Raw genomic sequence first — 22324 nt, 5'->3', positions numbered from 1 at the left:
CCCATGACCGCCGTCAGCCCTACCCACACCGCTCCCGCCGCCCGCACCGCGCACGCCGTGCCCTCCGCCGAGTGCACGATCGTCGCCGCCGAGGGCGGTGTTCCGCTGGTCACGGGCGAGCGCGTGGAGTACGCGAACTTCGACTACGCGGCGAGCGCCCCGTGCCTGACCGCCGTCGCCGACGCGCTGGCCGCGGCCCTGCCCTACTACGCCAGCGTGCACCGCGGCGCGGGCCACCACTCGCAGGTGAGCACCGACGCCTACGAGCGGGCCCGCCGCAGCGTGGCGCGGTTCCTGGGCGTGCGGACCGAGCCCGCGGACGCGGTGGTGTTCGTACGCGGCACCACCGACGCGCTCAACCTGCTGGCGCGGTCGGTGCCCGAGGGCTGCACGGTGGTGGTCTTCGAGTCCGAGCACCACGCGAGCCTGCTGCCCTGGGAGCACCCCGCCTCCCGGGCCGGACGGGTCGAGCGCCTGCCCCTGCCGTCCTCCCCGGAGGAGGCGGTCGAGGCCGCCCGCGCGGCACTGAGCGCCGCGCCCGAGGGCCCCACCCTTCTGTGCGTCACCGCCGCCTCCAACGTCACCGGGGAGATCTGGCCGGTCGAGGAGCTGGTGGCGGTCGCGCACGCCGAGGGCGCCCAGGTGGTGGTCGACGCCGCCCAGTACGTGCCGCACCTGCCCTTCAGCCTCTCGGAGACGGGCGCCGACTACGTGGCCCTGTCCGCGCACAAGCTCTACGCGCCGTTCGGCTCCGGCGTGCTGGCCGGCCGCGCCGACTGGCTGCGCGCGGCCACGCCCTATCTCTCCGGCGGGGGCGCGACCCAGTTGGTCACCGAGCACGACGTCGTGTGGAACGACCTGCCCGCGCGGCACGAGGCGGGCAGCCCGAACGTGCTGGGCGCCGTCGCTCTGGCCGCCGCCTGCGAGGCGTTCACCCCGGCCGCCCAGGAACTGTTGCACATCCGCGAGTCGGCGCTGCTGGAACGGCTGCGCGCGGGCCTGGCGGAGATCGACGGCGTGCGCGAGCTGGCGCTGTGGGGCGACGGGCACCCGCGCGTGGGCATCGTGTCCTTCACCGTGGACGGACTGCCCGCCGACCTGCTGGCGGCGGCGCTCTCGGCGGAGTACGGCATCGGTGTCCGCGACGGGCTGTTCTGCGCCCACCAGCTCACCCGGGCGCTGCTGGCCGACGGCCACGCGCAGGCGGTGCGGGCGAGCCTGGGCGTGGGCACGACCGTGGAGCACGTGGACCGGCTCGTCGGCGCGGTCGCCGACCTGGTCGCGCACGGGCCCCGGTGGGAGTACGCCGACTGCGACGGCCGCCTGGCCCCTGCCCCGGACCCCCGCAACGTCCTGTGACACCCGCGTGGCCGGAGCGGGCCATCGGGGGTTCGCGGCGCGCGCCCCGGGCACGACCCCGCGCGGAGGTGCCCGAGTGGAGTGGAGTGTGGTGCAGGACCTGGTGCTGCTGGCGGCCGGACTGCTCGTGATGGCCGCGGCCTGGGCACTGTGGTTCAGGCGGCTGGAGCGGCTCCGTCCCCAAGACGTCCCCTTCTGGGGGAGCGGGGAGGCGGTCGACAGGGGTCGGACGGGCGCGGGCCCGCTGGGGGGACACGACTTCCACCGCGCGGTCGCGCTTCTGGTCGACCTCGCCGCGCACCGGCTGCTGGACGTCCGGCAGGAGCGCACCGGGACCCCGGAGGGGCCTGTGCGTTGGAGACTGTCCGCACGCAAGGGCCTGGACCTGACGGAGCATCCGGCTCGCGACCTGGTGAAGGAGTGCGTGGGCTGGCAGCGCGGCGCACGGTTCTCCGGCACGACACGGGACCTGACACTCACCGTGGAGAGGCTCATCCGGTGGGAACGGCGGCGGATTCGTCCGCGCTGCCGGCACATCAGTCGTACCGGTGTCGTTCCCGATGTTCCCCTCGCGTTGGTCCCGTTCGCGTACTTCGGGCTGTCGGTGGCCCTGGCGCCCCCGGACCGGGGCCCGGGTGCGGTGGTGGTGACGGCCTTCCTGGGAACCGCCGTGCTGATCGCGGCACTGATCCTGGCGGGCCGGAGGGCGGGGCCCCGGGAGGCGGCCGCCCTGGATCGGGTCCTGTCCGGTGAGTGGAGTCCGCACGGGGAACGGGGCGACCGGTGGGCCGCCCGGCCGAAGTTCGGCCTCGCCCGGATGGTCTGCGGCCGCCGACTCCAGGACCCGCGCTGCCGTGACGCCCTGAGGCAGGAGCTGAGGTCCGCCGTGGGCACGAGGGCCGGACGGTACACGCGTCTGGTGGACCTGGCCGGGGCGCTGCTGGACGATCACGCCGAACTGCTGCTCGAACAGCCTGCGGAGCGCGAACGGATCGCGCGCGAGAAGCGGCGTCGGGACGCGAAGGCCGAGGCCCGGGCACGCGCCGTCGCCGAATCGTGGCGGAGGACACGGAAGGAGCGTGAGCGGATCGAAAGCGAGTACCTCCGTCGAGACGCGGAGCGCGAGGCTGTGGCCCGTGCCGCTGACGAACTGTGGCGGAGGGGACCGAGGCGGCGCTACCACGGGGCGGGCGGCGGTTCCTTCGGTGGCGACGCCGGGGGCGGGGGCGCTGGGGGAGACGGCGGGGGAGGCGGCGGCGCAGGAGGAGACGGCGGGGGAGGCGGCGGCGTCTGACCCTCCGGTGGACGCGGCGGGGCGCCACCCGAACCTCTTGTGCCCCAGGGAGCCACAAACGGCGAAATGGGGCGCATAACACTCAGGGGTGTGTGGGGGATCACGTTCCCAGGCGGTACGATCGGGCCCTGACGGCAAGGCGCGATACCCCGGGGCCCGATCGGTCCGCGCGGGAGGACCGTCCTGCCTCCCGCGAGCGAACCGGCTGGGGGAGCGAGTACGTGACGGATGTCCGGGGGCCGAAACCGGGCCGCATGACGGCCGCCTGCCACCCGCCTGCGCAGATCCCCCTCCAGACCTCGCGCGTGGTGAGCCTGGGCGCCCGTGCCCGGCCCCTCGAGCCCGCCGTGTCCGAGGAGACCCGACTGCACCAGGCCTTCCTGGGACGCGTGATCGACTTCCTGTGCGCGGACGCCGGCGTCACCCAGTTCGTCGACTGGGGCTGTCCGGCCCCCGGCACCGCCGAACGCGTCCGCGCCGCCCGCGCCGACGCCCGGCTCGTCCACGTGGCGCCGCGGGGCGCCGCCGGGATGCTGTCCTCCTCCGGTACCACCGTGATCACCGGGGACGGCTCCGGCGACGGCGCGCTCACGCGGCGCCTCAGAACCTCCGGGCTCGTCGACTTCGACGAGCCCGTCGCCGTTCTGATGACCCGCCCCTTCACCGCCGACGACCCGCCGGCCCACATCGCCGACCTGCACGCCCTCATGCGCGGCGGCGGCTACCTCGCCCTGGCCTCGACCGCCCCCCGGCGCACCGTCGAGCGCGCCTTCCGCCCCTTCCACCCCATCGAACCAGGGGTCGCCGACCTCACGTGGTGGCCCTACCCGGACGAGGACGTGTCCGCCCAGGGAACGGGGATCCTAGGGGGACTGGGCCGAAGGCTCCGTTGAGGGTGGTAGCACCGCCCCTCCACGACGTGGCCCGCGGGGCGATGGTGGGAGACGGGTGGGCTGGGCCGAAGGCTCCGTTGAGGTGGAGGGCGGGGCCGACGCGCCCGCACGACGAAGGGGGGACCGCGATGGCGGTGAGGTGGAACGGCGAGATCCTCGCGCAGGTGCAGTTCTACTGGGACTTCTCGCTCTGGCCCCGGCTGGAGGGGCTGACCGAGGACGAGTACCTGTGGGAGCCGGTGCCCGGAGCATGGACCGTCAGCCGGGGCGAGGACGGCCGGTTCCGGCCCGACGGCGCCAGTCCCGAACCCGATCCGCCGCCGGTCACGACCATCGCCTGGCGGCTGGGCCACCTGGTCGTGGACGTGCTGGAGACCCGCATCAACTGGCACTTCGGCGACCGCACCTACACCCGCGACACCGTCAACTGGCCCGGCAACGTCGACGAGGCCAAACAGCGCCTGCGCCATGCCTACCTCGCCTGGTCGGAGCAGATCCAGTCCATGGACGACGACGCTCTGGCCGCCCCGGTGGGCGGCGCGGAGTCGGCCCAGTGGTCGGACTTCCCGATGGTCGCCCTGGTGCTGCACCTCAACCGGGAGCTGATCCATCACGGGGCCGAGGTGGCGCTCATCCGCGACCTGTACCGCGCCCTGCCGCCCGACCGCCGCTGAGCGGGCGCCGGTCAGACCACGTGCAGCGGGTCCACGCGGACCTGGGCCAGGTGCTCGTCCCGGCGGGCGCTGCGTGCGGAGGCGGCGACCTTCAGCGCGCGGGCCAGGGCGCCGACACCGCTCCGGGGCACCCGCAGCAGGGCGCGCTCCCGGGGATGCGTGCCGTCCTCGCGCCGCGCCCCGCCGCTCTCGGCGGACGCCTCGGCCGCACCCCGCTCCGGGCCCGCCGCGCGGTCCGGGGCCACGGGGACCGGGCCCAGGAGTTCGACGCCCTCGGGCAGGTCCACCTGGTCGAGCAGCTCGCGCACGTGTTCGGGGGCGCCGGTGACCGAGGCCATCGACACCGCGGGCGGGAAGCCCAACTCGCGGCGTTCGGCCAGCTCGCGTTCGGCGAACCCGGAGGGGTCCCAGCGGACCAGGGACTGTACGACGGGGAGCGCGACGTCCGCGGACACCACCACGGTGCCGCCGGGGCGGACCAGGGCGGAGGCGTTCAGCCAGCGGCGCAGCGCCTCCTCCGACGCGCGCAGGTCCATCCGGTTGAGCAGCGCCCAGCCGTCCAGCAGCACCGCGGCCGCGTACCCGTTCTTCGCGACGGGTTCGGCGCCGGGCGTGGCGACGACCAGCGAGGGCCGGTCGTCGACCTCGGTGAGCACCTCCTCCCGGCCGGACGTGCGCACGGTCAGCGAGGGGAAGGCGCGGCCCAGCTCCTCGGCGGTGCGGCGGGCGCCCACGACGACGGCGCGCATCCGGGTCACCCCGCACTCCGGGCACGCCCACTGCCCGGCCAGCCGGCCACACCAGGTGCAGGAGGGCATGGCATGGGCCGTACTGATCGACAGCGGCCCCCGGCAGCCGTCGCAGCGCGCAGGCTCGCGGCACCCGGCGCAGGCGAGGGTGTTGAGGTAGCCGCGGCGCGGCACCTGGAAGAGGACGGGGCCGGTGCGGGACGCCTCACGCGCGGTGCGCCAGGCCAGGTTGGGGATCCGGGCGGTGCGGGCCGCCTCGTCCCGGGCGAGTTCGCGGTCGTCCCCGGCGGCGCGCACCTGGGGGGCGAGGCGGCGCAGCGTGGCGCGGTCGGCGGTGAGTGATCCGGCCCACCCGGACTCGACCAGGAGTTGGGCGTCGGTGGTGCGGGTACGGCCGCCAATCAGGGCTCCGGCCCCGGCGCGGTGGGCGCGCATCGCGAGCACGGTGCGAGCGTGAGGGTAGGGAGTGTGCGGGTCGACGTGCAGGTCGTCGCCGTCGTCCCACAGTACGACCAGGCCGAGGTCCCGCACCGGGGCGAAAATGGCCGTGCGCGATCCGACCACCACCTGGACGCGTCCGCGCCGCACCGACAGCCAGCGTCGGTACCGGGGGGTGGGGCCGAGGTCGGCGGGCAGCGCGACGTGCCTGCCCTCGCCCAGGCGCCGGGTCAGCGCCGCGTCCACCGCTCGGACGTCACGGCTGTCGGGGACCACGATCACCGTGCCGCGGCCCCCGTCCAGTGCCGCCTCGGCGGCCGCCGCGACGGCGTCGACCCAGTCCGGCCCCGGCAGGGCGTCCCACACCGTGCGGGCCGGATGCCCTTCCCGTAGGGCCCGCAGGAAGGCGGGGCCGTCGGGGTAGGCGTCCCAAGGGCTCGCGCACTCCTTCCGGGTGGTCTCCTCGGCGTCCTCGCCCGAGTTCGCCACCGCGTCCCCGGCCGATGCCTCCGTGTCCGCGGGCTCCGCCTCCGCCTCGGTGCCCCCGGGCTCCGCCTCCGCCGGATCTGCTTCCTTCTCCACCCGCGCCCGGCGCGGTGGGACGGCCAGCCGGAGCACGTCGTTCAACGTGCCGGAGTACCGGTCGGCGACCGCCCTGGCCAGGTCCAGGATCTCCGGGGCGAGCACCGGTTCCGGAGAGACCACCGAGCTCAGGTAGGCCAGTCGGCCCGGGAACTCCGACCGCTCGACCCGCTCCGCGAGGAAACCGCTGAGCTGCCGGTGCTTGAAGACCACCGTCACGCGGCACCCGGGGACGGCGGCCTCGTCCAGGTCGGCGGGGACTCGGTAGTCGAAGTAGCGGTCCAGGTGCGGCAGCGGGGTGTCCACGATGACGCGCGCGACCGAGAGCCGCCCGGCGGGCCGCTTCGGGGCCGGGCGGACGGCCTGCTCGGCCTTGGCCTTCGCCGCGGTTTTGGGGTCCACCAGCTCCGCCAGGTCGAAAAGGGCGTCATCGGGCTGGTCGGACGGGCCGGGCTGCGCTGTCATCATCTCTGGTGTACCAGAATCCACCGACACCTCTCCGCGTTCGCGGTGGGGCGCGCGAGCGCGGCTGGTAGAACTGGGGAACCGACAGACCGCGCCCGCCGGGCTCCGTGCTGCCTCGCGACGGCGTCCGGCGGCCACCCCCGCCCCGGTGCGCGGCGAGCTCCGGGGACGGACCCCGGCCAGTGGAAGGACCCCGACTGATGAAGCTTGTCTTTGCCGGAACACCGCAGGTGGCCGTGCCGTCGCTGCGGGCGCTCATCGACTCCGACCACGAGGTCGTCGCCGTCGTCACCCGCCCCGACGCCCGCGCGGGACGCGGACGGAAGGTCGCGGCGAGTCCGGTCGGCGAGCTGGCCGAGAGCGCCGGGATCGAGGTCCTCAAGCCGGAGAAGGCCCGCGACCCGGAGTTCCTGGAGCGGCTCGCCGAGATCGCGCCGGACTGCTGCCCGGTCGTGGCCTACGGGGCGCTGCTGCCCCAGTCGGCGCTGGACATCCCCCGCCACGGGTGGGTGAACCTGCACTTCTCCCTGCTGCCCGCCTGGCGCGGCGCCGCGCCCGTCCAGCACGCGGTGCTGCACGGCGACGACGTCACCGGGGCGTCGACCTTCCGGATCGTCAAGGAGCTGGACGCCGGACCGGTCTTCGGGACCGTCGCCGAGGACGTGCGGCCCACCGACACCAGCGGTGACCTGCTGGAGCGGCTGTCCCACTCGGGCGCCGAACTCCTCAAGCGCACGCTGGACGGGATCGAGGCGGGGACGCTGAGCCCGGTGGAGCAGCAGGACGCGGAGGTCAGCTACGCCGCCAAGCTCTCCACCGAGGACGCCGAGGTCGACTTCACCGCGCCGGCGCGGCGCGTGGACCGCGTGGCCCGCGCGTGCACCCCCGCGCCGGGCGCCTGGACCACCTTCCGTGGCGCGCGGCTGAAGCTGGGCCCGGTCACGCCGCTGCCCGAGGCCGACACCCCGGTGCTCGATCCCGGGCAGCTGCACGCCGACAAGAAGCGAGTCATCGTCGGGACGAGCACGCACCCGGTGGTCCTCGGCGATGTGCAGCCGCAGGGCAAGCGGCCGATGGCGGCCGTGGACTGGGCGCGTGGCGTGCGTCCCACCGAAGACGACCGCCTCGGCCGCTGAGCTGGCATAGCATCGTGCTGACCCTTCCCCGGCTCTGTTGAGGCAGTTACACGTTGAGCGAGCAGTCCCGATCCCCGTACCGCCGTCCCCGACGAGGGAAGCCGAATCAGGGCGGTGGCCAGGGCAAGGCCGGGCCGCCCCAGCCGCGCGACCCGGCCCGCAGGGTCGCCTACGACGTGCTGGCGGCCGTGGAGCAGCGGGACGCCTACGCCAACCTGCTCCTGCCCGCGCTCCTCAACGAGCGGGGGATGAGCGGGCGCGACGCCGCCCTGGCCACGGAGCTCACCTACGGGACACTGCGCCGCCAGGGGACCTACGACGCGATCCTCGAAGCCTGCGTGGACCGCACGCTCGCCTCGGTGGACCGCGAGGTGCTGCCGGTGCTCCGGCTCGGCGCGCACCAGCTCCTGTCCACCAAGATCCCCCCGCACGCGGCCGTCAGCGCGACCGTCGACCTGGGCCGGCGCGTGGTCGGACACCACCGCGGCCGGTTCGTCAACGCCGTTCTGCGCAAGGTCTCCGCCCGTGACCTGGACGAGTGGACCACCGTCATCGCCCCGGACCGCGAACGCGACCCGAGCGGCTACCTGTCCGTGGTGCACAGCCACCCCCGCTGGGTGGTCAAGGCGCTGGCGCGGGCACTGGGAGAGCACTCGTCCACCGGACTGGTCGAGACCGAGCGCCTGCTCGTGGCGCACAACGAGCGGCCCCGCGTGACCCTCGTCGCCAAGCCGGGCCGGTCCACGGTCGCCGACCTCGTCGCGGCCGGGGCCGAGGAGGCCCGGTTCTCGCCGTTCGCGGCCTACCTGCCCGAGGGCGACCCGGCGGGCATCCGCGAGATCCGCCAGGGCCGGGCCGCCGTGCAGGACGAGGCCAGCCAGCTCGTCGCCCTGGCCCTCACCCGTGTGGACGCGCAGGGGGACGACCGGCTCTGGCTCGACATGTGCGCCGGCCCGGGAGGCAAGGCGGGCCTGCTGGCCTCGCTCGCCGGCCGGCGCGAGGGCCGCCTGCTGGCCGCCGAGACCCTGCCCGCCCGCGCGGGCCTGGTGGCCTCCGCCGTGCGCCGCGCCCCGCGCGACGCCGGACGCGTCGTCGCCGCCGACGGGACCAGGCCGGCCTGGCGGCCGGGCGCGTTCGACCGGGTCCTGGCGGACGTGCCGTGCACGGGCCTGGGCGCCCTGCGCCGCCGCCCGGAGTCCCGCTGGCGGCGCACCCCGCAGTCGGTCGTCGATCTGGCGCCGCTCCAGCACGATCTCCTCACCAGCGCCGCCGACGCGGCCCGCCCGGGCGGCGTGGTCGCCTACGTGACGTGCTCGCCGCACCTGGACGAGACCGACGCGATCGTCCAGCGGGTCCTGGGCGAGCGTGACGACCTCACGCTGCTCCGCGCGGCCGACTACCTCGACGAGGTCCCCGACCTCGCCGCCGGACCGGACGGGAAGTACGTCCAGTTCTGGCCGCACGTCCACGGGACCGACGCCATGTTCCTGGCCCTGTTCCGCAGGACCGGGGCCCGACCCGGGGTCTACCGGGTCTGACCGAGGCGGGTCCGGCCGGATCGGACCCGATCGGGCCGGATCAGGCCGGATCGGGCCTGTCCTGCGCCAGGTGTGGTGGAGAGCCTCCGTCGTGGGAAGGAAGGCAGGGGAGAGGCGCCGGCGCCGGCCGTACCCGGACCCGACCGCCGGCGGACGGCTCCCAGGCCGAGGAGGGGACGGATACGTGAGCCCGAGCGACACCGAGGGCGGCCCGCCGCAGCGGGGCCGCACGCTGAACATCATCCTGTGGGCGGTCCAGATCCTGCTCGCGGCCTTCTTCCTGTTCCAGGGCGGGGGCAAGCTGCTCGGAACCGAGGCCTCGGTCCGACTGTTCGACGACATCGGCCTGGGGCAGTGGCTGCGGTACGTCACCGGCGTCGTCGAGGTCGCCGGCGCTGTCGGCCTGCTGATCCCGTGGTTGTCCGGCCTGGCCGCGCTGGGGCTTCTGGGAGTGATGGTGGGCGCCACCGCCAGCAACCTCATCACGCCCGGCTACCAGGTCTTCGCGGTGCAGACGACGATCCTCGGCGTCGTCTTCGCCCTGGTGGCCTGGGGCCGCTGGCCGCGGACGCGCGAACTGGCCGCGCTGCTGCGGCGGTGAGCCCCGGCCCGCACGCGCACCGCACCCGGCGGGGAAGGGGACGCGCGCGAGCTGGCTAGACTGCGGTTTGTGGCCATCCAGATCTCACCCAGCATCCTGAACGCCGACTTCGCGCACCTCGCCGACGAAGCCGCCGCCGTCTCGCCCGCAGCCGACTGGCTGCACGTCGACGTGATGGACGGGCACTTCGTGCCCAACCTCACGCTCGGCCTGCCCATCGTCGAATCCCTGCTCAAGGCGACCTCCACGCCGCTGGACTGCCACCTGATGATCGACGACCCCGACCGCTGGGCGCCCGCCTACGCCGAGGCCGGCGCGGGCAGCGTCACGATCCACGCCAAGGCCGCCGGCGCCCCGGTGCGCACCCTGCGGGAGATCCGCAGGCACGGTTCCCGGGCGGGCCTCGCGCTGAACCCCGCCGAACCGGTCGACCCCTACGAGGACCTCATCGGCGAGATGGACATGCTCCTGCTGATGACCGTCGAGCCCGGGTTCGGCGGCCAGAAGTTCCTCGACCTGGTCCTGCCCAAGATCCGCCGCGCCCGCGAGCTCCTCGACAGCCGCGAGGCCTCCGTCTGGCTCCAGATCGACGGCGGCGTCAGCACCGAGACCATCGAGCGCGCCGCCGAGGCCGGAGCCGACGTCTTCGTGGCGGGCTCGGCCGTCTACGGCGCCCAGGACCCCGCCAAGGCCGTGGAGTCCCTGCGCGACCTCGCCGTCGCCGCCGCCAAGCCGTAACGATCCCGGCGCGCTGCCCCACGGCACTGGCCCCCGGGCCGCGCCCGCCCTAGGATGACCGCTCGACAGTCGTAGATTTCGCTTGGTCGCGGCTCCGTCTTCCCCTGTGCGCGGGCGCGAACCGGGGGAGCGGCGCGGCGTGAGCGCGTTGCCAGGCGCGGACCCGTGGAGTACGCGTTGAACGCTGGGACCTCCGAGCAACTGGCCATGGACGTGCTCTGGGAGGCGGAGACCACACCCATCCTCTGGTTCCAGGGGTTGGGCGACTGGCTCTCCGTCCCCTTCGAGCTCATCACCGCCATCGGCTCGCAGACCGCCTTCATCATCCTGGTCGCGCTCGTCTTCTGGTGCGTGAACGCCAGTGTCGGGGCGCGCCTGTTCGTCGTCCTGATCGCGTCGACGACCCTGAACACCCTGCTGAAGTCCCTGTTCTACGGCGCGCGCCCCTACTGGTTCAGCGCCAATGTCTCCACCCACTCCACCGAGTCGAGCTTCGGCATCCCCTCCGGCCACGCCCAGGGCTCGACCGTCATGTGGGGCTACCTCGGCGCCAAATCCGGCGACCGGCGCTGGATGTGGGCCGCCGGCGTCCTCATCGCGCTGATCTGCCTCTCCCGCGTCTACCTCGGCGTGCACTTCGTCAGCGACGTCCTGGCCGGACTCCTGCTCGGCGGCGCCGTGCTGTGGGCCGCCCTGCGCTGGGAGGACCGCGTCCTCGGCTGGTGGCGCGGGCTCGACACACGCCGCTGGGCCCTCTACCTCGTCCTCGCGTCCCTGCTCCCGTGCGTCCTGGCCGTCCTGTGGCAGTTCGGCGTGCGCGCGGACTGGGCGCCTCCGGCGGACTGGATCGGCTCCACGCCCGCCGACCCCGCCGGGCACAGCCTGGAGAGCCTGTTCACCGCGGCCGGTGCCCTGCTGGGCGGCGTCACCGGCCTCACCCTGCTCGACCGCCGCGGCGGCTTCAGCGCCGCCGGAACCCTCACCGCGCGGGCCGGCCGCTTCGCCCTGGGGATCTCCGTGGTCCTGCTCCTCGAGGTCGTCGGCCACCTCCTCTTCCGCGACCTGACGGGGCTCGCCGCGGCGGTGGCCGCCTACGCCGTCTACTCCGCGCTCGCGTTCTGGGCGACCTTCGCCGCTCCGGAGATGTTCGTCCGCGGCGGGCTGGCCGCCCGGGCCGACCGGGACGCCGACACGCCCACCGGTCCTGACCGCGCATGACTCCCGTCACACCGGCTATGCGGCCGGGTGATCGAACGGTTAAGATCATGATCGTTGAGACGAAAGTCAGACGCGTGCTCCGGGGTCGGTGAAAGTCCGAACCGGCGGTGACAGTCCGCGACCCGGCCGAAGCCATCGGCCGGTTGAACCGGTGGAATTCCGGTACCGACGGTGAAAGTCCGGATGGGAGGCAGCGCGTGTCGGGCCGGTCCGACCGCTGCGCCCCGTGTGCGCCGTGTCGCCGACCCCGCCGTGGACCCGTTCCACACCCTTTGCCCCGGAGCCTCTACAGGTGAAGGGAATGCGAAGGCGTGTTCACAGGAATCGTGGAAGAACTCGGCGAGGTCGTCTCCATCGAACCCGCCGGTGCCGCCGGTGAAGCCGTCCTGCTCACCGTGCGCGGCCCCCTGGTCAGTTCCGACGCCCGGCACGGCGAGTCCATCGCGGTCAACGGCGTGTGCCTCACCGTCGTCGACCTGGGCTCGGGCACCTTCACCGCGGACGTGATGAAGGAGTCCCTGGACCGCTCCTCCCTCGGCGCCCTCACCCCCGGCTCCCCGGTCAACCTCGAACGCGCCGCCCGCGTCGACGGCCGCCTGGGCGGACACATCGTCCAGGGCCACGTCGACGGCACGGCCGGCCTGCTCTCCCGCGACCCCGGCGACAACTGGGACGTCCTGCGGTTCGGGCTCTCCCGCGAGCTGTCCCCGTACGTGGTCGAGAAGGGGTCGATCACCGTCGACGGCACCAGCCTGACCGTCTCCGCCGTCAGCGCTCCCGGCGCCGCCGAGGAGTACTTCGAGGTCAGCCTCATCCCCGCCACCCTGGAGGCCACCACCCTGGGCTCCCTCGCGGTCGGCGCCACCGTCAACATCGAGGTCGACGTCATCGCCAAGTACGTCGAGCGCATCGCCGCCGTCACCGCCGCCCGTAACGCCGCCGCCTAGGGCCACGGCCGCCCTCCGGCCGTGCGGTTCCGACACCCACGGCGTCCGGGGGCCGCGCCCACCACCGACCACGCACCGAACCACCCACGCACTCCCAGGGAGCGGCCATGACCGTCACCGACACCAGCCCGGACACCAGAGGGATCGAGCAGGCCGTCGTGCTGGACCCGATCCAGGACGCCGTCGCCGACTTCGCCGCCGGGCGCGCCATCGTCGTCGTGGACGACGAGGACCGCGAGAACGAGGGCGACATCATCTTCGCGGCCGAGCTCGCCACGCCGGAACTCCTGGCGTTCATGATCCGCTACACGTCCGGGGTGGTGTGCGTCCCGCTGGAGGGCCACGACCTGGACCGCCTCGACCTGCCGCTGATGACGGCGCGCAACGAGGAGAGCCTGCGCACCGCCTACACCGTCACCGTCGACGCCCGCGAGGGCGTCAGCACCGGCATCTCCGCCGCCGACCGCGCGCACACGATCCGCCTGCTGGCCGACGCCGACAGCCGCCCCGTCGACTTCGTCCGGCCCGGCCACATCCTGCCCCTGCGCGCCCGGCCGGGCGGCGTGCTGGCCCGCCGCGGCCACACCGAGGCCTCGGTCGACTTCGCCCGCCTGGCCGGGCTGCGCCCCGCCGGGGTCCTGGCCGAGGTCGTCAACGACGACGGCACCATGGCCCGCCTGCCCCGCCTGCGCGAGTTCGCCGACGAGCACGGCCTCAAGCTGGTCTCCGTCGAACAGCTCGCCGCCCACCGCGTCGCCCTGGGCGACACGCTCACCGACGAGCAGGCCGCCCCGCCCCTGGTCACCCGCCAGGTCGAGACCCGCCTGCCCAACCGCTACGGCGAGTGGCGCGCGATCGGCTTCACCGGGACCGCCGACGGGGCCGAGCACGTCGCCCTGGTCCACGGCGACCTCACCGACGGCACCGACGTCCTGGCCCGCCTGCACTCGGAGTGCCTCACGGGCGACGCCTTCGGCTCCCAGCGCTGCGACTGCGGCGAGCAGCTCGACGCCGCCATGGCCGACATCGCCAAGGAGGGGCGCGGCGTCATCGTCTACCTCGGCGGCCACGAGGGCCGGGGGATCGGCCTGCTGCACAAGCTGCGCGCCTACAGCCTCCAGGACCAGGGCGTGGACACCGTCGACGCCAACCTGCGCCTGGGCCTGCCCGCCGACGCCCGCGAGTTCGGGGCCGGCGCCCAGATCCTCACCGACCTGGGTGTGACCTCGGTCCGTCTGCTGTCCAACAACCCGGCCAAGGCCGAGGGACTGGAGCGGCACGGTGTGCGCGTCAGCGAGCGCGTGGCCATGCCGTCCTTCGTCACCGACGACAACATCGCCTACCTGCGGACCAAGCGCGACCGCATGGGCCACGTGCTGTCCGGCATCGCGCGCTAGCGCGGCCCCGGTCCCGCCCGGCCCCCACCCGACTCGAACCCGCCGTACGAAGGAGACCCGCACATGAGTGGTGAAGGACGCCCCGAGCCCGATGACGTCGACGCCGCCGGACTGTCCGTCGGCATCGTCGTGACCCGCTGGAACGCGCCCATCGTCGAGCCGATGCTCGCCAACGCCCTGGCCGCGGTCAAGGCCTCCGGCGCCGCCGACCCCGTGGTCGTCCACGTCGCCGGAGCCGTGGAGATCCCGGTCGTGGCCCAGGAACTGGCACGCCAGCACGACGCCGTCATCGCGCTGGGCGCCGTCATCCGGGGCGGCACCCCGCACTTCGACTACGTGTGCCAGTCCGTCACCCACGGGCTCACCGAGGTCGCCCTGCGCCAGTCCACCCCCGTCGGCAACGGCGTGCTCACATGTGACACCCTTGAACAGGCGCGGGACCGCGCCGGCCTGCCGGGCAGCGCCGAGGACAAGGGTGCGGAGGCGGCGCTGGCCGCCCTGGACACCGCGGTGGCCCTGCGCGGGCTGCGCCGCTGAGTCCCGCGCGTGCGTGGACGGACCGGCCGCGAGGGATCCCGTGGCCGCCGGACCGGTCTCGGCGATGACGGACGAGGCGGAACCCTCCCGACGGCGGACGCCGGCGGGGCTCGGAGCGGAGCAGTTGGTGCGGACTGAGGAACAAGCGGTGGACGAGGTCTCCAAGCAGCCGGCGCTGCCCATGACGTGGCGCCCCCGTGCGATGCGCTGGGTCGCCTACGGCCTGGCCGTGCTGATCGTGGCCACCATGGGCGTGCTCTCCGCGACCCTGCCCCCGGACTGGCGGCTCCAGGACCGGGTGATGCTGTTCGGGCTCGGCCTGGTCATCGCCGCCGTCCTCCACCTGCTCGGACGCCCGCGCCTGGTGGCGACCCGGCACAACGTCACCATCGTCAACAGCATCCGCACCCACGTGCTGGCCTGGCCCGAGATCATCGACGCGCAGATGCGCGAGGGGGAGCCCTGGCCCTCGGTCGACCTGTCCGACGGCAGCACGCTCGCGGTGATGGGCATCCAGAGCGCGGACGGTGAGCTCGCCCGGCGCCAGCTCAGGGACTTCCGGGCCCTGCTGCACGAGCGCGGCGAGGGCCGGGAGCCCGACCGCGGCTGAGCGTTCGTAGAGACGCACAAGGGGAGTCGTCGTTTCTTGAGTGAACGGCGACTCCCCTTCTGTTGTGCGGGGCACATAACGTGGAAGGCGAGGCCCGCGCTCATCCTCCGCGAGCGCCGGGGGACGCGGGACGAGCGGAAGAAGGGGTGTCGCGTGAGGGATATCCGAGCGGCCGTGTCGCGGCTGTACGCCTCGGGTGAGACGTTCGCGCTGGCCACGGTCATCGACACGGACAAGAGCGCGCCGCGCGGGCCGGGGGCGGCCATGCTGGTCAGCGCGTCCGGGGAGGTCACCGGGAGCGTGTCGGGCGGGTGTGTCGAGGGCGCCGTCTACGAGGAGGCGCTGGAGGCGATCCGTACGGGCGAGCCGGTGCGGCGCACCTACGGCTACAGCGACGAGGAGGCGTTCAGCGTCGGCCTGACCTGCGGCGGAACCCTCCACATGTTCGTCGAACCCATTAGCCGGGACACCTTCCCCCAACTCGGTTCCGTCATCGGCGCCGTCGACGAGCACCAGCCGGTCGCCGTGGCCACCGTCGTGGCCGACCCCTCCGGCGCCGACCGGGTCGGGATGCGGCGCGTGGTGTGGCCGACGCACGCCGAGGGCGACCTGGGCGCCGGCGGCGGACGCCTGGCCGACGCGCTCGACGACGACGTGCGCGGCATGCTGGCCCAGGGCAGCACCGGGGTGCTGCGCTACGGGGCCGACGGGCAGCGGCGCGGCGACGAGCTGGAGGTGTTCGTCCAGTCCTTCACCCCCGCTCCGCGCATGCTGGTGTTCGGCGCCATCGACTTCGCCGCGGCCGTCGCCGACCTGGGCACCTACCTGGGCTACCGCGTGACGGTGTGCGACGCCCGCCCGGTGTTCGCGACGCGCAAGCGCTTCCCCACCGCCGAGGAGGTGGTGGTCAAGTGGCCGCACGTGTTCCTCGACGAGATCGCCGACCAGGTGGACGAGCGGACGGTGGTGTGCGTGCTCACCCACGACCCCAAGTTCGACGTCCCGGTCATCAAGGCCGCTCTGGCCACCCGCGCGGGCTACATCGGCGCGATGGGGTCGCGGCGCACCCACGAGGACCGGTTGGACCGGCTGCGCGAGGCGGGGGTCGGGGAGGAGCAGCTGGAGCGCCTTCACTCGCCGATCGGGCTGGACCTGGGAGCGCGCACCCCGGAGGAGACGGCGGTGTCGATCGCCGCCGAACTGGTCCAGGTGCGCTGGGGCGGCAGTGGACGGGCCCTGCGCGAGACCTCGGGGCGCATTCACCGCGAGACACCGGATCCGGAGCCTGTTCCGGCCGGATTCGGTCACGTTCAGAAGTGAACCGAAAAGCGGCGCTCCGGGAACGCGCTGGTCACGACCGAGTGTGAAAGTCGGTCGGGGAATTTCACCGGGCGAGTGACCGAGGTCCCCAACCCGGTCGGCGACCGCGTGACATCATCTCGTCATGGGCAGTGGGGACGTGGAAGGAACGAACAGGGGAAGGCCGGCCTCCGTGGCGGGCCTGCTGCTGGCGGCGGGTTCGGGGAGCCGGCTCGGCCGTCCCAAAGCGCTGGTCGAGGTGGGTGGGGAGCGCCTGGTCGACCGGGGGATCCGCACGCTGGCGGAGGGCGGCTGCGATCCCGTCATGGTGGTGCTCGGGGCGGCGGAGACGGTCGTGTCGGGCGCCCGCACCGTACACAACCCGGACTGGGCGACCGGTATGGGGTCGTCGGTGCGGGCGGGGATCGACGCGCTGCCCGACACCGTGGACGCGGTACTGGTCGCGCTGGCCGACCAACCGCTCGTGACGTCCCTGGCGGTGCGGCGGCTGATCGACGAGTACGAGCGGGGCGCCCGCGCCGCGGTCGCCACCTACGCGGGCAACCCCCGCAATCCGGTCATGCTGGGACGTGAGCACTGGTCGACGGTGCACGCCATGGCCGAACAGGACGTGGGAGCGCGCCCGTTCCTGCGCGCCTACTCCCACCTGGTGACCACCGTGGCGTGTGACGACATCGCCAGCCCGGACGACATCGACACCGCGGAGGACCTGGCGCGGCTCAGCGACATGCTCGACCGCGCCTGACACCCCGCCGCCCGGGCACGGACCGCGGCGCGGCGGAGGGCCGCCCCGCGGTACCGCGGAGGACGGGCTAGCTGTCGGACGTGGTGATACCGAACGTGTGCTCGGTGGACTCCCCGGGCTCCAGGACGATCAGGTCCCGTCCCGTGGCCAGGGCGTTGGGCGGACAGGTCATCGGCTCGGCCGCCAGGTGCGCCCGGTGGGCGGCGCCGCCCAGCGTGTCGGCGCTGAAGGCCTGCAACCAGCCGAACGAGGCGTCGCACCACAGTTCCACCCGGTGCTCCGGCCCGATGAGCCGGATCCACGCGCGTCCGTCCCCGTCGCGCGCCAGGTCGGTGAACGCGGTGTCCAGCACCGTGTCGCCCAGCGCGCGCCCCGGCGAGCGGAAGTCCAGCCCGCTGCCCTCCACGGGTTCCGGGGGCCCCGACGGCAGCAGGTGCGCGTCGACCGGCTGGTGGGCGGCGGCGGTGATCTCCACCTCCACCTCGCCCCGGGCGGCCAGCTCCGACAGCGGCTCGCCCAGCGTGAGGTAGGGGTGGAAGCCCAGCCCGAACGGGGCCGGACCGGAACCCGGGTTGGACGCGGTGGTCGTGACGGTCAGACCCGCCTCGCTCAGCGCGTAGGTGATGCTCAGGTCCAGGGGGAACGGGAAGGCGGGAGTGCCCTCGAAGACCAGCCGCAGGGTCACCGCGTCGTCGGAGACCGCGGCGGGGGACCACTCCCGGTCGTGGACCAGGCCGTGGATGGCGGTGCCGGTGGCGGCGTTGTTGATCTCCAGCTGGAACTCGCGGCCGCCGAACGCGTACCGGCCCTCGCCGACCCGGTTCGGCCACGGGGCGAGCACCTGGCCCTGGAAGGCGACCGGGCCGCTGCCTCTGGTGTAGGGCCACACCAGGTCGCGACCACCACAGGTCAGGGACTGCAGTCCCGCCCCGGACCGGTCGACGCGCGCGTGGAAGTCGCCCGCGCGCAGCTCGATCACCTCAGCCACACGTCACCCTTTTCGGCTCGGAGTCCGGCCGTGCGCCGAACCGGGAGATCATAGCCCACCAGGGCATGTTCACGCTCACACCGGGTCGGGCGCGGCCCCTCGCGCGGGGCCGCGCCCGACCTCCGCGGTTCAGCCGAGCAGCCCGTCCAACGGGATGAGCACGCCCGATCCCAGAGCGACCAGACCGGTGGACAGCAGGACGACCACCATCAGGAGCGACCCCGCCAGGGCCAGCCGGAAGGCGGCCAGGCGGCGCCGGGCCCGGGTGGCGGGCCGCTTGCTCCCCGCCGTACGCCCCAGGACCACCAGCACCACCGCCAGCAGCACGGGCCACCACCAGGACGCGCCCATGGACCCGGGCAGCAGCCCCGTCACCGAACCGGTGACCTCCGACAGCCACCCCAGCACCGCACCGTTGCTCGCGTCGAGCAGCCCGGTGTAGGCCGAGGTGACGAACTCGCTCTCGGGGTAGAAGCCGTCCGCGGGGCGCAGCGACCGGCCGAGCCCGTCCACCAGCCCGAGCAGAGCCGCCGGGTAGGCGAAGCGGCGGCACTTGCCCGCGGACATCGCCCGCTGGATCTGGCTCATGGTCCGGTCGACCCGGCGCTGGGCGCGCTCCTGCTCCCGGCGCGTGCGCGTCGTGTCGGGCGCCTGCTGTTCCCCGTGGTTCCCGTAGGCGCCGGGCTCCACCGGCACGTCCGGCCTGGTCGGCACCGTCGCGGCCTCCACGCGGCGCTGCTTCGCGGTCGCCAGCCGCTCCTTGGCGCCGGCCCACCGCTCGCGTGCCGAACCGGCGAGCGAGGCCCACCGGTCCTGGCGCCGGGCGCGCCCGTCCGCGCGCTCACGCGCACTGACGACACCACCGACGCGCACCGCCTCGGGCAGCAGCACGAGCGCGGTCAGCATCGCGCCCCGCGTGGCCAGGGCGTCGACGCCCGAGCCGTCGCGCAGCGCCGTCCGCCGCTGCTCAGCCCACCACGGGGCGTGCGGGGCGGCACTGCGCTGGGTGGGGTGCCACGACTGGCGGCGCAGCAGGGAGCGGTGCTCCGAGGCCTTCTCGGGCACCAGGACCAGTTCCACCGCCTGGGCCCACACGGCGTCGGTCTCGTGCGCGGCCGGCCGCCGGGGCGCGTCGGGCCCCGAGCCCACCAGCCGGTCGACGGTCTCACCGACCCGGCGCATCAGGAGTGGCACCTCGTGCTGCACGCGTTCGAGCAGGGCGCACCGCCCCGAGCCGCCCGAGCGGCACTCGGGGTGCGGACACCAGTGCTGGGCGCCCAGCCCCACCGCGCCCGACTCCACGGCCTCCCGCACCAGCGCGTGCCGGCTGGCCTGCCCGGTGGCCAGGGCGAGCAGGCCGTCGGCGCTGATCTCGTGCCCGCGGTAGCGCGGCGGCATGCCGGGCACGTAGCGCGCGGCCAGGGCGCTGATCGCCACGTGCACGCGCTCCGGGTCGTGCTCCAGCCCGGTGAGGTAGGCACGGTCGAACGTGTAGTCGTTGACCTCCCGGTCCAGCCAGGTGCGCAGCTGCGGCCAGTGGCTGCGCAGCCACAGGGCGCCGGTGTCGGAGCGGTCGAGCAGGTCGAAGGCCAGACTCGGCGGGTCGTCGTGGCTGGTGCCCGCGAACTCGATCGGGCGCAGCCGCCGCACGGTCCGGATCTGGGGCCGTTCGCCGGCCAGCCACTGCGCCACCTCGTCGTGGCCCCAGCGGGCCGACGGCGTGGGCGCGAGCAGGCCGCGGGCCAGCAGCCGCCAGCGCTCGTCGGTGATGGCGGAGATGTCCACCTCGGTGTTGCGGGCGGTCAGCCAGTTGCCGCCGCGCGCGGGGCGGCGGCCGGTCACGAGCTCGTGCACCATCACGCCCAGGGACCACCAGGCGGCGGGCGCCTCGCGCCGGCCCTCGACGACCTCGGGGGCGGCGTAGTCCTCGGTGATGGCGAGCCCGCCGTAGACGCGGCTCATCGTGGCGCGCACGGCGCCGCCGAAGTCGGTGAGCGCGACCACCGGCGGGTCCAGCGAGCGTACGAGCAGGTTCTCCGGCTTGACGTCGGTGTGGTTGTGCTGGAGTTCGTCCTGCCAGTGGTGCAGGCACTCCGCGACGGCCGCGACGACGGCCCGCGCCCGTTCGTCCTCCAGGGGCGCCTCGTCGATGACCGAGCGCAGGGAGCCCAGGGCGAAGAACTCCTGGGCCTCCCAGGCCAGGTCCTCGCCCCAGGAGCTGGCCGCGGTGCCGTACCCCTGGACCGCCGGGGTGTGCGGCGACGCGGTGCCGCGGGCGCGCAGGCGGTCGAGCAGTTCGCGGTTGATGTCGTGCCCGGGCCGGTACACCTTCAGGGCCAGTTCGCGTTCGGGCTCACCCGTGGGGTGGGCGCGGTAGACGACGGCCTCCCCGCCCGCGCCGATGTGGCCGAGTACCTGGTAGCGGCGGCGCAGCTCCGCCGGGACGGCGTAGTCGAGGTCGCCGGCGGGACCGACGACCACACGGGTCAGGAGTCGGCTCAGCCAGTCGACGAGCGGACCGAGGAGGGTGCGCCACCAGGGAGCCGGACCGCTCGTCCCGGCGTCGCCGAGCGTGCGCCGGGGCGCCTTGGCGGTCGCGGGGGCGGATGCCGACGAGCCTCCGGGCAGGACGCTGGTGCGGTCGGCCGCGGGGCCCGCGACCCGGGTGGGGCCGGCTCCGGGCTCGGCCACGCGGGTGGCGTCGACACCGTCCCGCCGCCCGCCGCCGGGCCGGAACACACGGGTGACCCACCGCGTGGCGCCGGCCCCCGGGCCGGTCCGGACGGTGGGCCCGGTCCTGCTCGCGGGCGTCGCGGGCGCCGCGGGGTCGATCCGTCGGGTCGGAGCGTTGTCGTCACCGGATTCGGGCGTGACCATGGTGGTCGGAGCCACCCTTCGGAAGAGGCGTTCGTGTCGTGGGCGTGCGGGGGATGGGTGGTCGTTCCAGACTAGGCGTGCCCACCGCCTCGGTGCGGCGCTCCTCGCCCGGATCCCGACCGTGCCGTTCCCCCGTGTCCCATAGGACTCCCGGAGGCGCCTCGGAGTTCCCTTCGCGACCCCGGTGGGTCGGTCAGTGCTCGCCGCGCGGGGCCAGGCCCAGGCGCGCGCACCCCTCCTGGTACATGCGCACGACCTCGGCGCGGATCTGGGCGCGTTCGGTCAGCGGCCGGGACCAGGGGATCCGGACGGTCTCCTCCGTGCCGTCGACCGTGACCGCGTAGTCGCCGCCCTCACCGTCCAGGCCGGTCATCCGGGCCGCGGTGGCCTCGGGCCGTCCGCCCAGCGCACGGCAGATGACCAGGGTGTCCTCGGGATGGTCGCCGTTCATGTGGCGGGTGACGGCGGCGACGACCTCGGGGGAGAAGGGGCTGGACGGCAACGGGTCCTCCTGGACGGGAGAGGGGGCGCACGACAGTGGGGGAGGGCACGAAGCCCTCCCCCACTGACGATAGCCGAGGCACGGCACGGGAGATGACGATGTGTCGTCAACCCGTGGGGTGCCGTCCGCGGGCCGGGATCAGCCCTGGTGGGTGAACTCGGCGTCGATGTCGATGGTGATCTTGTCGCCGACGACCACGCCGCCGCCGTCCATCGGCATCTCGATGTCCACGCCGAAGTCCTTGCGGCTGATCGTCGTGGAGGCGGTGAAGCCGGCGCGGACGAGACCGAAGGGGTCGAGGGTGGAGCCGTTGAACTCCAGGGCCAGCTCGACCGGGCGGGCGTTGCCCTTGATGCTCAGCTCGCCGTTGAGGACGAAGTCCTCGCCCTTGGTGGCGATGCCGGTGGAGCGGAAGGTGAACTCCGGGAAGTTCTCGGTGTCGAAGAAGTCCTTGGAGCGGATGTGGTTGTCGCGGTCGCCGTTGTCGGTGTTGATCGACCCGGCGTCGATGACGGCCTCGACCGAGGCCTGCGTCGGGTCGGCGGGGACGGTGAGGGTGGCGTCGAACTTCTCGAAGCGGCCGCGGACCTTGCTGACCATCATGTGGCGGACGGAGAAGCCGACGACCGAGTGGGCGGCGTCGATCTTCCAGGTGCCGGCCTTGAGTTCCTGCGCTGCCATGGAGTCTCCCTGTGGGTTGCGCGGTCCCACGACGG

General features: G+C 74.2%; 20 protein-coding genes and 1 riboswitch. Of the genes, 15 read left to right on the top strand and 5 right to left on the bottom strand.

Features of this window, described 5'->3' with window-relative positions; translation table 11 throughout:
- Window positions 1–3: 3 nt before the first annotated feature.
- The 4 genes from HNR10_RS06060 to HNR10_RS06045 all read left to right on the top strand — a co-directional run bounded on the left by HNR10_RS06060 (window position 4) and on the right by HNR10_RS06045 (window position 4220).
- A complete protein-coding gene (locus tag HNR10_RS06060; RefSeq protein WP_179821521.1) occupies window positions 4–1359 on the top strand; it encodes an aminotransferase class V-fold PLP-dependent enzyme in 1356 nt (451 codons plus the stop codon).
- A gap of 88 nt (window positions 1360–1447) precedes the next feature.
- Complete coding sequence (locus tag HNR10_RS06055; RefSeq protein WP_179821519.1) at window positions 1448–2653, top strand: hypothetical protein; 1206 nt, start codon at window positions 1448–1450, stop codon at window positions 2651–2653.
- Window positions 2654–2907: 254 nt separating this feature from the next.
- Complete coding sequence (locus HNR10_RS06050; protein WP_179821517.1) at window positions 2908–3546, top strand: SAM-dependent methyltransferase; 639 nt, start codon at window positions 2908–2910, stop codon at window positions 3544–3546.
- Between the two features lie 128 nt (window positions 3547–3674).
- Window positions 3675–4220 carry a DinB family protein gene (locus HNR10_RS06045; RefSeq protein WP_179821516.1) on the top strand — a complete coding sequence of 182 codons (546 nt, stop codon included), beginning with the start codon at window positions 3675–3677 and terminating at the stop codon, window positions 4218–4220.
- 11 nt (window positions 4221–4231) lie between these two features.
- Here the strand turns inward: HNR10_RS06045 and HNR10_RS06040 are convergent, their stop codons facing one another.
- Complete coding sequence (locus HNR10_RS06040; protein ID WP_179821514.1) at window positions 4232–6454, bottom strand: primosomal protein N'; 2223 nt, start codon at window positions 6452–6454, stop codon at window positions 4232–4234.
- A gap of 200 nt (window positions 6455–6654) precedes the next feature.
- Here HNR10_RS06040 and fmt point away from each other — a divergent pair, with 200 nt between their 5' ends.
- The 11 genes from fmt (at window position 6655) to HNR10_RS05985 (ending at window position 17241) form a co-directional block, all read left to right on the top strand.
- Window positions 6655–7590, top strand: coding sequence for a methionyl-tRNA formyltransferase (gene fmt, locus HNR10_RS06035; RefSeq protein WP_179821512.1), 936 nt, complete (start codon window positions 6655–6657; stop codon window positions 7588–7590).
- A 53-nt stretch (window positions 7591–7643) separates the two neighbouring features.
- Window positions 7644–9128 (top strand): RsmB/NOP family class I SAM-dependent RNA methyltransferase, encoded by a 1485-nt coding sequence (locus tag HNR10_RS06030; protein WP_179821511.1) that lies wholly within the window; start codon window positions 7644–7646, stop codon window positions 9126–9128.
- Between the two features lie 184 nt (window positions 9129–9312).
- Window positions 9313–9729: a DoxX family protein gene (locus HNR10_RS06025; RefSeq protein WP_179821509.1), complete on the top strand. Its 417-nt coding sequence runs from the start codon at window positions 9313–9315 to the stop codon at window positions 9727–9729.
- A 69-nt stretch (window positions 9730–9798) separates the two neighbouring features.
- The gene (rpe, locus tag HNR10_RS06020) at window positions 9799–10467 is read left to right on the top strand and encodes a ribulose-phosphate 3-epimerase (RefSeq protein ID WP_179821507.1); all 669 of its coding nucleotides are present in this window, start codon (window positions 9799–9801) and stop codon (window positions 10465–10467) included.
- A 177-nt stretch (window positions 10468–10644) separates the two neighbouring features.
- Window positions 10645–11685 (top strand): phosphatase PAP2 family protein, encoded by a 1041-nt coding sequence (locus tag HNR10_RS06015; RefSeq protein WP_246406077.1) that lies wholly within the window; start codon window positions 10645–10647, stop codon window positions 11683–11685.
- A 70-nt stretch (window positions 11686–11755) separates the two neighbouring features.
- Window positions 11756–11884: riboswitch (FMN riboswitch) on the top strand.
- 112 nt (window positions 11885–11996) lie between these two features.
- A complete protein-coding gene (locus HNR10_RS06010; protein WP_179821506.1) occupies window positions 11997–12632 on the top strand; it encodes a riboflavin synthase in 636 nt (211 codons plus the stop codon).
- 107 nt (window positions 12633–12739) lie between these two features.
- On the top strand, window positions 12740–14029 hold the full coding sequence (locus HNR10_RS06005) for a bifunctional 3,4-dihydroxy-2-butanone-4-phosphate synthase/GTP cyclohydrolase II (RefSeq protein WP_179821504.1): 1290 nt from the start codon (window positions 12740–12742) through the stop codon (window positions 14027–14029).
- 63 nt (window positions 14030–14092) lie between these two features.
- The gene (ribH, locus tag HNR10_RS06000) at window positions 14093–14566 is read left to right on the top strand and encodes a 6,7-dimethyl-8-ribityllumazine synthase (protein ID WP_179821503.1); all 474 of its coding nucleotides are present in this window, start codon (window positions 14093–14095) and stop codon (window positions 14564–14566) included.
- 181 nt (window positions 14567–14747) lie between these two features.
- Complete coding sequence (locus tag HNR10_RS05995) at window positions 14748–15176, top strand: PH domain-containing protein (protein WP_218898380.1); 429 nt, start codon at window positions 14748–14750, stop codon at window positions 15174–15176.
- Window positions 15177–15329: 153 nt separating this feature from the next.
- A complete protein-coding gene (locus HNR10_RS05990) occupies window positions 15330–16496 on the top strand; it encodes an XdhC family protein (RefSeq protein ID WP_179821499.1) in 1167 nt (388 codons plus the stop codon).
- A 172-nt stretch (window positions 16497–16668) separates the two neighbouring features.
- A complete protein-coding gene (locus HNR10_RS05985) occupies window positions 16669–17241 on the top strand; it encodes a nucleotidyltransferase family protein (RefSeq protein ID WP_179829561.1) in 573 nt (190 codons plus the stop codon).
- A 67-nt stretch (window positions 17242–17308) separates the two neighbouring features.
- Here HNR10_RS05985 and HNR10_RS05980 read toward each other — a convergent pair whose 3' ends face one another.
- From HNR10_RS05980 to HNR10_RS05965, 4 genes are all read right to left on the bottom strand, one after another.
- A complete protein-coding gene (locus HNR10_RS05980; protein ID WP_179821498.1) occupies window positions 17309–18229 on the bottom strand; it encodes an aldose 1-epimerase family protein in 921 nt (306 codons plus the stop codon).
- A gap of 129 nt (window positions 18230–18358) precedes the next feature.
- A complete protein-coding gene (locus HNR10_RS05975) occupies window positions 18359–21106 on the bottom strand; it encodes a protein kinase domain-containing protein (protein WP_179821496.1) in 2748 nt (915 codons plus the stop codon).
- Between the two features lie 193 nt (window positions 21107–21299).
- Window positions 21300–21608, bottom strand: a complete 309-nt coding sequence (locus HNR10_RS05970; protein ID WP_246406075.1) for a DUF2470 domain-containing protein — start codon at window positions 21606–21608, stop codon at window positions 21300–21302.
- Window positions 21609–21746: 138 nt separating this feature from the next.
- On the bottom strand, window positions 21747–22289 hold the full coding sequence (locus tag HNR10_RS05965; RefSeq protein WP_179821494.1) for a YceI family protein: 543 nt from the start codon (window positions 22287–22289) through the stop codon (window positions 21747–21749).
- Between the last annotated feature and the right edge of the window lie 35 nt (window positions 22290–22324).

Source organism: Nocardiopsis aegyptia, from assembly GCF_013410755.1.
In the GTDB taxonomy this organism is placed as follows: domain Bacteria; phylum Actinomycetota; class Actinomycetes; order Streptosporangiales; family Streptosporangiaceae; genus Nocardiopsis; species Nocardiopsis aegyptia.
This window is presented reverse-complemented; position numbering and strand designations above follow the sequence as displayed.